Genomic DNA, 14,582 nt, shown 5'->3' on the forward strand with positions numbered 1-14,582 from the left:
TAGACGCGTGCGTTCGAGCGCCGCGACGAAGCAAGGCAGGAACTGCGATGACAACCGACACGGCCAACAAGGACGCCATGACCGTAGCGGCAATCGTTGCTACGCCGACCGAAGACGTCCTGCCGCGCCGTTTCGCCGATTTCGGCACGCTTAGCGAAGCGCTGGATTACGCAGCCAGCGGTAACCGCGGGCTTAACTTCCACGACGCTCGCGGCACGCTGTCGCAGCCCTACCCGTATTCGCAACTCCGCACCGACGCACGCGCGATGGCCGATCGCCTGATCGCTGCGGGTGTCGCGCCTGCCGACCGGATTGCGCTGGTCGCAGAGACGGGCCCCGAGTTCGCCGCATTGTTCTTCGGCGTGGTCTATGCCGGCGCATGGCCGGTGCCGCTGCCACTGCCGACCTCGTTCGGCGGTCGCGATTCGTACATCGAACAGCTCCGTGTCCAGCTTGCGAGCTGCGATCCGAAAATGCTGATCTTCCCGCCCGAACTGGCGCAGATGGCTGGAGAGGCCGCACGCCTGTCGGGTACGCTGGGGATCGACTGGTCCGAGTTCGCGACCCGCGAGGCCCCCGTGGCAACGCTGCCCGAGGCAAAGCCGGACGACATCGCGTATCTTCAATATTCGAGCGGCTCGACGCGCTTCCCGCACGGCGTCGTCATCACCCACGCCGCGCTGCTCAACAACCTTGCCGCGCACAGCCACGGCATGGAGGTATGCGATACCGATCGCTGCGTGTCGTGGCTGCCATGGTATCACGACATGGGGCTGGTCGGCTGTTTCCTCTCGCCGATCGCCAACCAGGTCTCGACCGATTATCTGAAGACCGAGGATTTCGCGCGCCGCCCCCTCGCCTGGCTCGATCTTATCAGCCGCAACACCGGCACGACGCTCAGCTATTCGCCGACCTTCGGCTACGATATTTGCGCACGCCGCATGTCGTCGCAGACCAAGGCGAGCGACCGCTTCGACCTGTCGCGCTGGCGCGTGGCGGGCAACGGCGCCGACATGATCCGTCCCGACGTGATGCAGTCGTTCGTCGACGCGTTCGCCGATGCAGGCTTCAAGGCAAGCGCGTTCCTGCCGAGCTACGGCCTTGCCGAAGCGACGCTCGCGGTCTCGCTGATGCCGCCGGGCGAGGGCATCCGTGTCGAACTCGTCGAGGAAACCCAACTTTCGGGTGGCAGCCGTGGCGGCGACCGCCCGCAGCGTTACCGAGCGATCGTCAACTGCGGCAAGCCGGTTCGCGACATGAGAATCGAGATCCGCGAAGAGGATGGCACGCCCCTCCCCGATCGCGCGATCGGCAAGGTCTGGTGCAGCGGCAAGTCGGTGATGGTCGGCTATTTCCGTGACGATGCCGCGACCGACGCGTGCATGGCGGACGGTTGGCTCGATACAGGCGACATGGGCTATATGTCCGACGGCTACATCTACATTGTCGGCCGCGCCAAGGACATGATCATCGTCAACGGCAAGAATCATTGGCCGCAGGATATCGAGTGGGCGGTGGAACAGCTGCCCGGTTTCAAGGCCGGTGACATAGCCGCGTTCGCGATCACCACGCCCGGTGGTGAGGAAACCCCCGCCGTCCTGGTCCAGTGCCGCAGTTCGGATGAGGCCGAACGCCTCCGCCTGCGCGACGAGATCCGCGAGCGCGTCCGCTCGGTGACGGGCATGAACTGCCTGATCGAACTGATCCCGCCGCGTACCCTGCCGCGCACGTCGTCGGGTAAGCTCAGCCGCGCGAAAGCACGCAACCTGTACCTAAGCGGCGACATCAAGCCCTATGACATCGCCGCTTGAAAGCAGGTCGATTCGAAATAATTTCGTACTGAATATCGTTTTTTGATCGAGACTTAATACCCGTCGCATCGCATCCATGCCCGCTCCGGTACTATTGCAAACCTTCTGCTAACCATCGTTACTTAAAACCGTTCTTGTGAGTAATTCGCGACCTCGGACATCAAACCGGATTTTTGCCGGAATCCCCGCATTGCTCGGCCTGCGAGATGGTGCGGACCCTGCCGAGTGGAGCAGGATTCGCGCGGCGCAATTGTTCGCTGGCCGCCGACTGGCGATGTTCCTCCTGGCCACCAACGTCGCTGCAACTCTCGCTATCGTGTATCTTGTCGGGAACATCGTCCCGACATGGCAGGCTGCGGCATGGTCTGTGGCACTTGTCGCGGTTGCGGTCGGCGTCGCGTTTCGGCGTCTCGCGACGCATCACCGCGGCGACAGCTACGCAAGCGTCCGCGATTTGCGGAGGACCGCCTGGGACGGGTTCGCACTTGCGCTCGCCTGGTCGACCGTACCGGTCCTGTTCTGCACGCATGCGCCGACGGGAACGACTGCCGGGCTGGGCATCACGCTTGGTGTCTTGATGACGGCGGCGGCGTTCGCCATGGCGCCGTTGACGCTCGCAACGTTGATATTCCTGGGATATCTCGGCGCGGCAATGGTCATCCAGCTTGCAATGGCGGGCACGATCGCGGCGGCAATCGGGATCGTTGGTTTCACGCTGATGCTCATGGTCGTCTGCGTCAGTCGCGCCCGCACCCTGGTGCTCATCCGGGCCGGCGAGATCGCCCTCGCAGAGCGCGACCAGACAGTCAGCCTGTTGTTGCGCGAGTTCGAGGAAACCGGTGCGGACTGGCTGTGGGAAACCGATACCGCACGGCGCATCGTCAAGGCTTCGCCGCGCTTCGCCTATGCGTGCGGGCTCGACCTGCGCGAATTGGAAGGCATGCCGTTTCTTCAGGTCCTTGCCGGTCCGACCTGGGAAACCGGAAGTTTCTCCTCCGGCCTGCGCAAACTTGCCGAAAAACTGAAAGCACGCGAGAGTTTCCGTGACCTGCGCCTGCCCGTGCAGATCGACGGCGTGGAACGATGGTGGGAGATCGCCGCGTCACCCCGATACGGCGATCTTGGCGAATTTTGCGGATTCCGCGGCGTCGGCTCCGACGTGACCGAACAACGCGCTTCGGCCGACAAGATCAATCGCATGGCGCGTTTCGATACGCTCACGGGATTGCCCAACCGCCTGATGATCAACGAAACTCTCGTCAAGACCATCGCCAAGGCGGAGAAGACCGGCAACCGCTACGCGTTCATGATGCTCGATCTCGACCGGTTCAAGGCCGTGAACGACACGCTCGGCCATCCGATCGGTGATCGCCTGCTGAGCCGCGTGTCCGAACGACTCGACCGCCTGATGGACGATGCCTGCCTGTGTGGACGATTGGGTGGCGACGAATTTGCTGTGGTCATAAGCGATGCAGGTAACATCAAGGCCATCGAGCAGCTCGCGCAACGAATCATCGAGTCGCTGAGCCACCCGTATGAAATCGACGCGCACACGCTGTTCATTGGTGCCAGCATCGGCCTGGCGATTGGTCCGCGCGATGGCCGCACGGCAGAGATGCTCGTACGCTCGGCCGATCTCGCCCTGTACCGCGCCAAGGACGCGGGCCGCGGCGTGTTTCGCGCCTACGAACCCGAGTTGCATGTCCAGGCCGAGGAACGACGTGTGCTGGAACTGGCGTTGCGCACGGCGGTCGAGCGTGGTGAGATGCACCTCGACTACCAGCCGGTCGTCGATGCCGAAACCGGAATGTTACGCGGGTTCGAGGCGCTGCTGCGCTGGACCAGCCCGACATACGGCAGCATTCCGCCGAGCAAGTTCATTCCGCTTGCCGAGGACGTCAGGCTGATTGCGCCGATCGGTGCCTGGGTATTGCGCTCCGCATGCGCCGAGGCCGCAAAATGGCCTGCCGACATTCGGATCGCCGTGAACGTGTCGGCAAGTCAGCTGCAGAACCCCAGTTTCCTGACGACCATAGCGTCCGCGCTGTCCAACGCCGGGCTGTCGGCGGAACGTCTCGAACTCGAGGTTACGGAGGGGGTATTCCTTCACGAGGACCTCGGCACCGCGCGTGTGCTCGAGAGCCTGCTGGACCTTGGCGTGCGGCTCAGCCTCGACGATTTCGGCACTGGCTATTCGTCGCTGGGCTATCTCAGTCGGACCCGGTTCTCGTCGATCAAAATCGATCGCAGCTTCGTCCGCGATGCCGCTCAAGGTGCGCGCGAAGCCGTCGCGATCGTCCGCGCCGTGATCGCGCTCGCCATTAGCCTTGGCATGGACACGACGGCGGAGGGCGTCGAAACCGAGCGCGAGCACGACATGGTCCGCGAACTGGGCTGTACCAAGGTTCAAGGCTATTATTTCGGCCGACCCATGCCCGCAGAGGAAGCCCGCGCGCTCGCGATACGCGACTGGAAGGCGTCTGCGGCCGCCTGACGGGCCGAAAACCGAAATCACACCATCGTCCTCATCGACGACGTTCGCGCCCCCCAAAGGTCACGAGGCTTTCGGCACCTCCCGCCGATAACGCCGAGACGCCAACAAACGTGTCGTCGACCGGAACCTGAACGAGTACCGTCTCCGTCTCCGTACCCGTCACGTCGCGCGTGTCGGTCCAGGTCGCCATATCGTTACGACGCCAGCGGACGCGGTAGCCGGCCGCCCCGGGCACGGCGGTCCATTTCACGCTGGTATCGCGCGACAAGGCGCCTGCGATCGAGACGTCGTCGGGGGCGGCCGGCGCCGAGGCGATCCGCACCAGCGTCGCCACGTTGATCGCCGTCACCTTCGCCAGATACGGGAAGTCCATGCCTTCGATCGTGTCGCCAAAGACCACTCCCTTTTCGGTGCGGAGGTCTTGATGCTGCCGGTCCCAATTCTCCGCCGCGACCGAGAACCGGACTGCGGGATAGCCGAGCTTGAGGAAAGGCTCATGATCGCCACCCCGACCGAATCGGTCCGGCCGCCGATCGATCATGACGTCGAGACCACCCGGAATGCCGCGGGCAATATCGTCGATCGACTTGGCGAGCGCGCGGCTCGGACCGTCATCCTCGCCGCCTTCGGCCCGCCGCGCCTGCTGCGCGACCAGATCCTCCGACGCGCGGATCCCTTCCGAAAATACACGCACCTTGTCCGCGACACGGATGCCGCCCTGCCCGACCGTGTTGCCGACGATATCGTTGTTGAGCATGGCCGAAACCTGCCAACCGCGCGCCTTGGCGGTGTCGGCGAGCAGTTCGGCTCCCCACAAGCCCTGTTCCTCGCCGGAGAACACGGCATAGACGATCGTCGCGTCGAACTGACGCTGCGACAGCAATCGCGCGGCCTCCAGCACGAGGGCGACCCCCGAAGCATTGTCGTTCGCGCCGGGCGCATCGGACACGGCGTTCATGACGTCGGTGACGCGGCTGTCGATGTGCGCGCCGATGATGACGACCCGGTTCGGATCCCGGCCGCGCTGGATACCCAGCACGTCCTCGACGACGACCCCCGTCGGCGCGCGCACTCCCGTAAAATTGCGCGCGATACGCTCGACCGTGATGCAGCCGCCGCAGGTGGCGCCGATTTCCGTGAAACGACGTGCGGCCCATGTCCGCGCGGCTCCGATGCCACGTCGAGGATCGGTCGTCGTCGAAGCGGTATGCCGCGTACCGAAACCCACCATCGCCGTGACGTCGGCTTTCAACCGGGGGGCCGATGGCGCCGGCAGGCGCGTGACGACGGGCGCGGCGGCGGCAGGGTCAGCGGCAACAGGGGCGGCGGCGGCAGCTGCAAGGAGCAGCGGAATGGCAAAAATGGGCATGCGCCGAACCTGCCCCGATCTCTGTCACGGCTCAAGCGATGAATGCAATCGTTTCCGCTGTCATATCAGCACGATGCCGCCATTCGCCCTTCGTATTAGCTTAACATATTATAGCGATACATGTATGATCTGCATTCGAAGTTTTGTTGTACACCTGCCGAGATCGCCAAAGGGTTTAGGGCTGCAAGATGATATTAGGTCATTCTATTTCGAACGCCAAAGGTATCATACAAGCAATTGACGAACCCGTAGCGGCTATATTGCAGCGCACGCAAAAACAGCTCGTCGGATTGTCCTATACCTCGATAACGCACCCGGATGATCTTCCCGGCAATCTCACCCAGGTCGCCGCGCTGCAACCCAACGGGCCCTCGGTCCGCATTCTCAAGCGGTACATAGGCGGCGAAGGGGCGATCATCACCCTGGAGGTACAGGTCTCGCGATTCACGTGCTGCCAATCCGAATTTTTGGTCGGCACATTGTCGACCGTGCCCGATCCTGGAACTGCTATTCCACGGCTCATTGGTTCAAACGACACCCCGCATACCCTGTGGCGCCGTGCCAAGGACCTGCTCGACGTCATGCACGCGCGCGACGAGCTCCTCGGGTCCGAACTGTTTGCCGATCACGCCTGGTCTATTCTGCTGCTTGTCTATGTTGCAGAAGCCGAGAGCCGGATCGCCACCGTCGGCTCGATCGTCGGCGAGTATGGACTGCCGCAAACCATGTTGGTCCGCTGGGTTCTCGTACTGCAGGCCAAGTCGTTGATCGAAGAAACCAATGACGCCCGAGGCGCGCTCCAACTGACGCAAAAGGGCATCGACTGCATCGAACATCTGCTCGCGGTACAGGCGCCGGCTTCCGTCAACTGATCCGCTCAGCTGAGCCGGTCTATCGCCTCCCTGGTCAACGAACCGGGGATGATCATCACCGGCACCGGCAAAGCCCCGGCATCCGTCCCGGCGAAATGCGCGATGAGTTCGCCCGGCGCCCCCGTCGCCGCGGCCCCCAGCACAAGTGCCGCGATATTGGGGTTTGCCGCGATCATTTCCCGGATGATCTTCGGGCTTTCCCCTTCGCGTACCGTGATCGACGGACGCAGGCCGGACTCTTCCAGTAACGTGCCGGCAGCCCCGGCGACCAGCCCCTCGGCATGCAACCGCGCTTCTTCCTCGATCGTCGCTTGGACGCCGCCGAACGCGATGAACTCCTGCGGCGGGATCACGGTCAGGATCTCGACGCCGCCGCCGGTCTTTACCGCACGTCGCGCGGCGAAGCGCAAAGCGATGCCGGCTTCCGGACTATCGTCGATAACCACCAGATAAATGCGCATTTTCGCCCCCGTTATACGCCGTAGGTGGCCCGAAGCCGCGCACGACGCAAGACCGGCCACTTGCGCCGACGGGGTTGACCCGAGCGGACGAGGGCGCGAGTAGGCATGCCGTTACGTCACGCCCTGGGGAAATCCATGTCGATCGAGATCAAGATGCCTGCGCTGTCCCCGACCATGGAGGAGGGTACCCTCGCCAAATGGTTGATCAAGGAGGGCGACGTCGTGAAATCCGGCGACCTGATGGCCGAGATCGAGACCGACAAGGCGACGATGGAATTCGAAGCCGTCGACGAAGGCACCGTGGTGAAGATCCTCGTCGCCGAGGGTACCGACAACGTGAAGGTCGGCACGGTCATCGCGATCATCGCCGAAGAGGGCGAGGACGCGTCGTCGGTATCGTCGACGCCGACCAAGAGCGAGACTCCTGAGCCGGCCGCGAAGGAATCGGAAGCGCAGCCCAACCCGGAAGATCCGAACAAGACCGGGACCGAGGCCAAGCCGGTCGAGCGGACCGAAGCGTCGGCCGAGGATCACGGCCGTCCCGACGACGCCGGTGCGGCCAAGCCCGCCGCCAGCGGTGACCGCGTGAAGGCGAGCCCGCTCGCGCGCCGTCTTGCTGCCGACAAGGGCATCGAGCTCGGCGCCGTGTCGGGTTCGGGGCCGAAGGGTCGCATCGTCAAGGCGGACGTGGACAGCGCGAAGCCGGGTGCGGCTCCCGCTGCTGCGAAGACCGAAGCTGCTGCGCCGACCGCTGCTGCGGCCCCTGCGCCCGCCGCGAAGCCTGCCACCGTGCCGGACATCCCGCACGAGGCGACCAAGCTCAGCAACGTGCGCAAGACGATCGCACGCCGCCTCACTGAGTCGAAGCAGACCGTTCCGCACATCTACCTGACCGTGAACATCCGCCTCGACGCGCTGCTCAAGCTGCGCGGCGATCTGAACAAGAGCCTCGAATCGCGCGGCGTGAAGCTGTCGGTCAACGACCTGCTGATCAAGGCGCAGGCCGTCGCGCTCATGCAGGTCCCGACCTGCAACGTGATGTTCACGCCGGACCAGCTCATCACTTTCCAGCGTGCCGACATCTCGGTCGCGGTGAGCACGCCGTCGGGCCTGATCACGCCGATCATCGTCGGCGCCGACACTGCCTCGCTGTCGTCGATCTCGACGCAGATGAAGGATCTTGCGGCACGGGCTCGCGACGGCAAGCTGAAGCCCGAGGAATATCAGGGCGGCACTGCCTCGATCAGCAACATGGGCATGTTCGGCATCACGCAGTTCGATGCGGTCATCAATCCACCGCAGGCGATGATCCTCGCGGTCGGCGCGGGCGAGAAGCGTCCGTACGTCGTCGGCGACGAGCTGACCGTAGCGACCGTGATGTCGGCGACCGGCAGCTTCGATCACCGCGCGATCGACGGCGCGGACGGCGCGCAGTTCATGAAGGCGTTCAAGCATCTCGTCGAGAACCCACTGGGCATGCTCGCCTGAGATGGGCCTGGTGTCGTCGTTCCGGTCGCTTTCGGGCACCACCATCGAGGTCCTTCACATCTTTGGAGGTCTCGTTGCGGCGGTGGCGATGACCTGGGCGGCGGCATGGTCCTACCCGCTTGGGCAGGACGTGATCTGGTCGTGCGGGGCAGCGGCGATGGTCGCGACCGTGCTGATGGGCGTGGGGCCGTTGCGCCGCGCCCGGCGTCTCGACCGAACGACCCGCAGGAGTGAAGCGTGACCGACCTGCCCCCCAACAAGGCTCCGACGATCCGCGTCACCGCAATGCCCGCCGACGCCAATCCGTATGGCGACATCTTCGGCGGCTGGCTGATGGGCCAGATGGATTTGGCCGCAGGCTCTGTCGCCTCGCGGCGTAGCGGCGGCCGTGCGGTCACGATCGCGGCGGACGCGATGAAGTTCCACATGCCCGTCGTCGTCGGCGACGAGGTCTCGGTGTACGCCGACCTGATCGCGGTCGGCCGCACCTCGATGACGATCGAAGTCGAGGCATGGCGCCGCGCGCGGCACAGCAACGATAGCTGCAAGGTGACCCAGGCGCGCTTCATCTTCGTCGCGGTCGGCGACGATCGCAAACCGCGGCCCGTGCCGCCTGAAACCAACTGATCTTTCTGAAGGACTTCCACGTGGCTGATAATTTCGACCTCGTCATCCTCGGCTCGGGCCCCGGCGGTTACGTCGCCGCGATCCGCGCGTCGCAACTCGGCCTGAAGGTCGCGATCGTCGAGCGCGAGCGGCTGGGCGGCATCTGCCTCAACTGGGGCTGCATCCCGACCAAGGCGCTGCTCCGCACGTCGGAAATCTATCACTACATGCAGAACGCCGAGAGCTATGGCCTCAAGGCGGACAATGTCGGGTTCGACCTCGCCAAGATCGTCGACCGCTCGCGCAAGGTCGCGGGCCAGCTGAACGCGGGCGTCAAGGGCCTGATGAAGAAGAACAAGGTGACCGTCGTCGAAGGCGTCGGCACCGTCACGGCCAAGGGCAAGCTGTCGGTCAAGCAGGGCGACAAGACCGTCGACCTCGAAGCCAAGAACATCATCGTCGCGACCGGCGCGCGCGCGCGCGACCTGCCGTTCGCCAAGGCCGATGGCGAGCGAATCTGGACCTATCGCCACGCGATGGTGCCGACCGAGATGCCGACGAAGCTGCTGGTCATCGGCTCAGGCGCGATCGGCGTCGAGTTCGCCAGCTTCTACAACGACATGGGCGCCGACGTGACGATCGTCGAGATGCTCCCGCGCATCCTCCCCGTCGAGGACGAGGAAGTCTCCGCGTTCATGGACAAGGCGCTGACCAAGCAGGGCATCAAGCTGCTGACCCAGACCGGTCTGGAGGGTCTCGTTCCCTCGGCGAATGGCGTCACGGCCAAGATCAAGGCGAAGGACGGCAAGGTTTCGGAAGAGACCTTCAGCCACGCGATCATCGCGATCGGCATCGTCCCCAACACCGAGAATATCGGGCTTGAGGCATTAGGCGTCGAAACCGACCGCGGGCACATCAAGACCGACGGATACGGCCGCACCAATGTCGACGGCATCTGGGCGATCGGCGACGTCACCGGCGCGCCGTGGCTCGCGCACAAGGCCAGCCATGAGGGCATCATCGCGGTCGAGAAGATCGCCGGCGGTTCGCCGCACCAGATGGACAAGGCCAACATCCCCGGCTGCACCTATTCGCGCCCGCAGGTGGCGAGCGTCGGCATGACCGAGGCGAAGGCGAAGGAAGCCGGCTACGAGCTGAAGGTCGGCAAGTTCCCCTTCATCGGCAACGGCAAGGCGATCGCGCTGGGCGAGGCCGAGGGCTTCGTGAAGACGGTGTTCGACGCGAAGACCGGCGAGCTGCTCGGCGCGCACATGGTCGGCGCGGAAGTGACCGAGCTGATCCAGGGCTATGTCGTCGCGCGCCAGCTCGAGACGACCGAAGCCGAGCTGATGGAAACGGTGTTCGCGCACCCGACGCTGTCCGAGATGATGCACGAGAGCGTCCTCGCCGCCTATGGCCGCGCAATCCACTACTGAGGACGATCAATCCTCCCCTGCGAGGGGGAGGTCGCACCGCACGTGACGGAGGGGGAGATCACGGAACGAACGTGGTCGCCCCCCCTCCGTCGGGCAGACGCCAGCCCCCTCCCCCTGACGGGGCGGATTTAAGTTTGGTACTCTTTCCCGTTACCCCGACGAAAGTCAGGACCCGACCGACCGACCGACCGATCCAGGCAAACTATCCCGTTTCGGCCCTATCTCTCTTGACCCTTGCGCATACTGCATTGAAGGTCGTGCCAGTTGCGAAGCCCGCCCGCAGGATCTCGCGGCCTTAAAAGCCAATGGTGCAGGACCCGAGAATGTCGATCGAACCTGCCGCCCGCCTCACGCAGCGCCACATCGCCATCTCGGCGACGGCGCTGTGCATCGCCTCGCTCGCGCTGTTTTGGCCGGGCACCGCGATGTACGACACCGTCGCGCAATATCGCCAGGTCCTGTCGGGCGTGTACGACGACTGGCACCCGCCCGCGATGGCGCGCGTCTGGGCGTTGCTTGCACCGCTCGGGCCGGGTGCGAAGCCCATGCTGGTCCTCCAGCTCGGCACCTATTGGCTCGGCCTCGGGCTGATCGCCGCGGCGCTGGCCCGCGCTGGCCGTTCCCGCGGCGCCGCCGCGATCCTCGCGATCGGCTTGCTCCCGCCGTTCCTCGGCTGGCAGGGCGTCGTCCTCAAGGATGCGCAACTCGCGGGTGCACTACTGGCGGCAGTCGGGATCATCGGCTCGTGGCGTCTCGCGCGTCGCCCGCTGCCTGCCGCGATGTGGGTGCCGGTCGCGCTGCTGCTCACCTACGCCGTGCTGGTCCGCGCCAACGCCGTCTTCATCGTGGTCCCCATGGTCGTGACACTCGCCCCGCGCCCCACGCATCCGTTCGCAAAACTGGGCACCGGCCTCATCGCAGTGATCGTCGTTCTCGGGATCGCGCCTATCGTGAATCACACGTTGCTCCACGCGCAACCGAGCGGGGTCGAGGCGACGCAAGCGCTCTACGACATCGCCGGCATCGCCACCCGCGCCCCGATCGGCGACACCACCGGCCTTACCCGATCGGAGGTGGCGACCGTGACCGAGCGGGGTTGCGCGAAGCCGTTCTTCTGGGATCCGCTCGGCGACGACGCGCATTGCGGGACGACAATGGCGCGGCTGCGCGCGCTGCCGACCGCGACGCTCTACGTTACGCTGGCGTCCGCGGCGCTGCATCACCCGATCGCCTATGCGGAGCACCGCATCGCGCATCTGAACTCGACCGATCGCTGGCTGGTCCCGTATGACTGGCCGAGCGCAGCGCCACCGGCCGCGTCCGAGCCGAACGCGATCGGCCTCGCCAACCCAGGTACGGGAGCGCGTACATGGGAGGCGTTGGCCGCCGTCGTCGTCGAGACGCCGCTCGGCTGGCCGATCGCCTGGATCGTCGTCGCGGTCACCGCGCTTGCCGCGAGCCTGGCACGCCCGCGCAATCCGACCTGCGAACTCGCCACCGCGTTGCTGGTATCAGCCCTCGCGCTCGAGGTCAGCTTCGCTGTGTTGAGCATCGCGTCCGACCTGCGCTACCACCTATGGCCGATGATCGCGACCGCTTTGGCGAGCGTGCTGCTTGCCGATCGTCCACTACCCAGAAAGCTGTTCCTGGTCGGCGCAGGCGCGCTGATCCTAGTCGTCGGCAGCGGCATTGCAGCACGCGTCATGCTGCCCCGGCCGCCGCAGACTTACGCCGGCATGCTCGGCTGAATCACCGGCGCCGTCGCACGTTCCTCCGCGGATAGGACACCGTGTCGTAATATTCGGTCGTAGTGGTGGTGGTGGTCGTCACCGGCACTGACTGCACGACCACCGTCGTCGATCCGGCCGGATACGCGCTGCCGCTGGTCGTCGTCACGGTAGTGCCGCCGTCCGACGACCTCCAGGTTCCGCCCGGCGCAACGGTATACGCGCCCGGCTGTTGATACCCGGCGCCGTAGGATGGCGCTGACGACGAATAGTCTCCGGCGTAGGCGGGGGGCGCATCGTCGGCTGCGTAGACGGGCGGCGGAGCATAGCCCGCGCCATATCCCGAAGCCGTAGGCGGCGCGCGGCGGCCGCGGTCTTCGCTCTTGTCGATCGCATAGCCGGCTGCGGCGCCGACACCGGCACCGATCAGCGTTCCGCCGAGGCGATTGCCACGACCGCCGATGACGTTGCCCGCGACGCCGCCGGCCACTGCGCCGATCGCGGCACCGCCCAGACCGTTCTCACGACGCGGCGCAGGGCGATCCTCATAAGGCGGGATGTACCCGCGCTCGCCTGGACCCGCATAGACCGACTCGTCGGCCGCATAATCACGCGACCTGATCGCCGCGTAGCCGTCACTATCGGCGCGATCCCAATCAATATCGCTGGCGGTATCGTACACCGAACCGCGCGGGTCGATCAGTACCGCGTCGTCGTAATAGCGCGCCCAATTATACCCTTGGGGTGGCTGCGCGAGGCCATAGTTCGACCAGTCGCCGACGTAGAAACGCGGCGCGTTCCAATAGCTTGGCACGGCCCAGCCACGGTGCGGGCGGCGATACCCGGCCCAGCCGCCCGGGGCGTTCGCGCCGCCCCACCAGCGGCCGCCGATCTTGCTGCCCCACCGCGATGTACGCCGGGCGGGAACCGGTCGCGTCGGCGCCTGTACGACGGGCATCTGCGCAGCGATCGGACCAGGGCGGTCAGCGCGTGCCATCGGCGCCTGCATCGCGGTGCCGGGAGCAGGATAGCTCGCACCGGGAGCGGGACGTTGCGCGTCCGCCGCGCTGCCCGCCAACGCCAGCCCCGCACTCGCGATCAAAAGCCTCCGCATGTCCGTCTCCCTGGTTTGCCACCCGAACCAACGCAAACGCTGGATCTATTAAGGCGTTGCTTACCAAGTGCGGGGCGGAGCCGCCATAAGACGCACTGTCCCGAAACGGGGCGCGTCGGACTGGAGCTAAGCTATTCGCTGGGCGAGCAATGCCGCCAGTGCCTCGCACCCGGCCGCGTCCTCAGCATCGAACCGCGCGGGCTCGGGGCTGTCGAGATCGAGCACTGCGATCAGCGTGCCGTCCCTGGTCACCGGTACTACCAGTTCGGACCGGCTTGCCGCATCGCAGGCGATGTGCCCCGGGAACGCGTGCACGTCCTCGACGAGTTGCGTCGTCAGCGTTGCCGCCGCCGCGCCGCAGACACCTTTGCCGACCGGGATGCGGATGCACGCGACCTTGCCCTGGAACGGGCCGAGTACGAGTTCGCCTTGTACCAAACGGTAGAACCCCGCCCAGTTCAGGTCCGGCAGATATTCCCACACGAGCGCCGCCGCGTTCGCCATGTTGGCGATCGGATCGGTTTCGTCCGCCGTCAGCGCATCGAGCGCGGCAAGCAGGTCGCGGTAGAGATCGGCCTTGGTGCCGGCGGAGATATCGAACTGGTACATGACTTCATCCTTGGTCGGCGTCTTGATGGAACGAGCACGCTCCAAAATCCGTCATCCCAGCGAAAGCTGGGATATCCATGTTGGCGCCGGCGGCCCGTTCCTCAAGGATACCCCAGCTTTCGCTAAGGTGACGGGGCGGAGGGATGGCACCTGACCATGCAACGCTCAGTCGTCGCGGACCTTGCCCCGCCCCGCCTTGACCCCGCTGCGCACCTTCTTCGTATCGACCCGCCGTGCCTTGGCGGCCTTGGACGGCTTGGTCGCGCGGCGTGCCTTGGGGACGATCGTCGCCTCCTTGATCAGCGCGACGAGGCGCTCGCGAACCTCCTGGCGGTTGAGCAGTTGCGAGCGTGAGCCTTCGCTGCGTAGCACCAACACGCCGTCGCGCGTCAGCCGCGATCCGGCCAGCACGGCGATGCGGTTCTTCACCGCCAGCGGCAGGCCAGGCGAGAGGCCGACGTCGAAGCGCAGGATCACCGCGCTGTCGGTGGTGTTGACGTGCTGACCGCCGGGACCGCCCGAGCGCGTCGTGCTCTCGATCAGTTCGCTATCGTCGATCGAGATCGATCGGGTGATCGGGATCGCGACCATCAGC

General features: G+C 65.3%; 13 protein-coding genes. 8 read left to right on the forward strand and 5 right to left on the reverse strand.

Translation table 11 applies throughout. The features are described 5' to 3' along the window. Nucleotides 1–47: 47 nt before the first annotated feature. Both BM244_RS14055 and BM244_RS14060 read left to right on the forward strand, forming a co-directional pair. On the forward strand, nucleotides 48–1,811 hold the full coding sequence (locus tag BM244_RS14055; RefSeq protein ID WP_093399502.1) for a fatty acyl-AMP ligase: 1,764 nt from the start codon (nucleotides 48–50) through the stop codon (nucleotides 1,809–1,811). Nucleotides 1,812–2,001: 190 nt separating this feature from the next. Then, complete coding sequence (locus BM244_RS14060) at nucleotides 2,002–4,305, forward strand: putative bifunctional diguanylate cyclase/phosphodiesterase (protein WP_254784443.1); 2,304 nt, start codon at nucleotides 2,002–2,004, stop codon at nucleotides 4,303–4,305. A gap of 31 nt (nucleotides 4,306–4,336) precedes the next feature. On the opposite strand, the gene BM244_RS14065 is transcribed toward BM244_RS14060, so the two are convergent. Next, nucleotides 4,337–5,674, reverse strand: coding sequence for a M28 family metallopeptidase (locus BM244_RS14065; RefSeq protein ID WP_093399504.1), 1,338 nt, complete (start codon nucleotides 5,672–5,674; stop codon nucleotides 4,337–4,339). Between the two features lie 260 nt (nucleotides 5,675–5,934). Between BM244_RS14065 and BM244_RS14070 the strand changes: the two genes are divergently transcribed. Further along, nucleotides 5,935–6,546, forward strand: a complete 612-nt coding sequence (locus BM244_RS14070) for a PAS domain-containing protein (RefSeq protein ID WP_175518206.1) — start codon at nucleotides 5,935–5,937, stop codon at nucleotides 6,544–6,546. 5 nt (nucleotides 6,547–6,551) lie between these two features. On the opposite strand, the gene BM244_RS14075 is transcribed toward BM244_RS14070, so the two are convergent. After that, the gene (locus BM244_RS14075) at nucleotides 6,552–7,007 is read right to left on the reverse strand and encodes a universal stress protein (protein ID WP_093399506.1); all 456 of its coding nucleotides are present in this window, start codon (nucleotides 7,005–7,007) and stop codon (nucleotides 6,552–6,554) included. 135 nt (nucleotides 7,008–7,142) lie between these two features. Between BM244_RS14075 and BM244_RS14080 the strand changes: the two genes are divergently transcribed. The 5 genes from BM244_RS14080 to BM244_RS14100 all read left to right on the forward strand — a co-directional run bounded on the left by BM244_RS14080 (nucleotide 7,143) and on the right by BM244_RS14100 (nucleotide 12,285). After that, a complete protein-coding gene (locus BM244_RS14080) occupies nucleotides 7,143–8,495 on the forward strand; it encodes a pyruvate dehydrogenase complex dihydrolipoamide acetyltransferase (protein ID WP_093399507.1) in 1,353 nt (450 codons plus the stop codon). 10 nt (nucleotides 8,496–8,505) lie between these two features. After that, nucleotides 8,506–8,736 carry a hypothetical protein gene (locus BM244_RS14085; RefSeq protein ID WP_254784444.1) on the forward strand — a complete coding sequence of 77 codons (231 nt, stop codon included), beginning with the start codon at nucleotides 8,506–8,508 and terminating at the stop codon, nucleotides 8,734–8,736. Nucleotides 8,737–8,780: 44 nt separating this feature from the next. Continuing rightward, entirely contained in the window at nucleotides 8,781–9,122 is a 342-nt protein-coding gene (locus BM244_RS14090) for an acyl-CoA thioesterase (RefSeq protein WP_093399601.1), read from the forward strand. Between the two features lie 20 nt (nucleotides 9,123–9,142). Next, nucleotides 9,143–10,537: a dihydrolipoyl dehydrogenase gene (gene lpdA, locus BM244_RS14095; protein WP_093399509.1), complete on the forward strand. Its 1,395-nt coding sequence runs from the start codon at nucleotides 9,143–9,145 to the stop codon at nucleotides 10,535–10,537. Nucleotides 10,538–10,860: 323 nt separating this feature from the next. After that, the gene (locus tag BM244_RS14100; protein ID WP_093399510.1) at nucleotides 10,861–12,285 is read left to right on the forward strand and encodes a hypothetical protein; all 1,425 of its coding nucleotides are present in this window, start codon (nucleotides 10,861–10,863) and stop codon (nucleotides 12,283–12,285) included. A 1-nt stretch (nucleotide 12,286) separates the two neighbouring features. On the opposite strand, the gene BM244_RS23590 is transcribed toward BM244_RS14100, so the two are convergent. From BM244_RS23590 to arfB, 3 genes are all read right to left on the reverse strand, one after another. Next, a complete protein-coding gene (locus BM244_RS23590) occupies nucleotides 12,287–13,378 on the reverse strand; it encodes an RcnB family protein (RefSeq protein WP_254784445.1) in 1,092 nt (363 codons plus the stop codon). Between the two features lie 126 nt (nucleotides 13,379–13,504). Further along, a complete protein-coding gene (locus tag BM244_RS14110) occupies nucleotides 13,505–13,987 on the reverse strand; it encodes a GAF domain-containing protein (RefSeq protein WP_093399603.1) in 483 nt (160 codons plus the stop codon). 165 nt (nucleotides 13,988–14,152) lie between these two features. Then, complete coding sequence (gene arfB / locus BM244_RS14115) at nucleotides 14,153–14,578, reverse strand: alternative ribosome rescue aminoacyl-tRNA hydrolase ArfB (RefSeq protein ID WP_093399511.1); 426 nt, start codon at nucleotides 14,576–14,578, stop codon at nucleotides 14,153–14,155. Nucleotides 14,579–14,582: the final 4 nt, after the last annotated feature.

Source organism: Sphingomonas sp. OK281 (assembly GCF_900115295.1).
Classification (GTDB): Bacteria; Pseudomonadota; Alphaproteobacteria; order Sphingomonadales; family Sphingomonadaceae; genus Sphingomonas.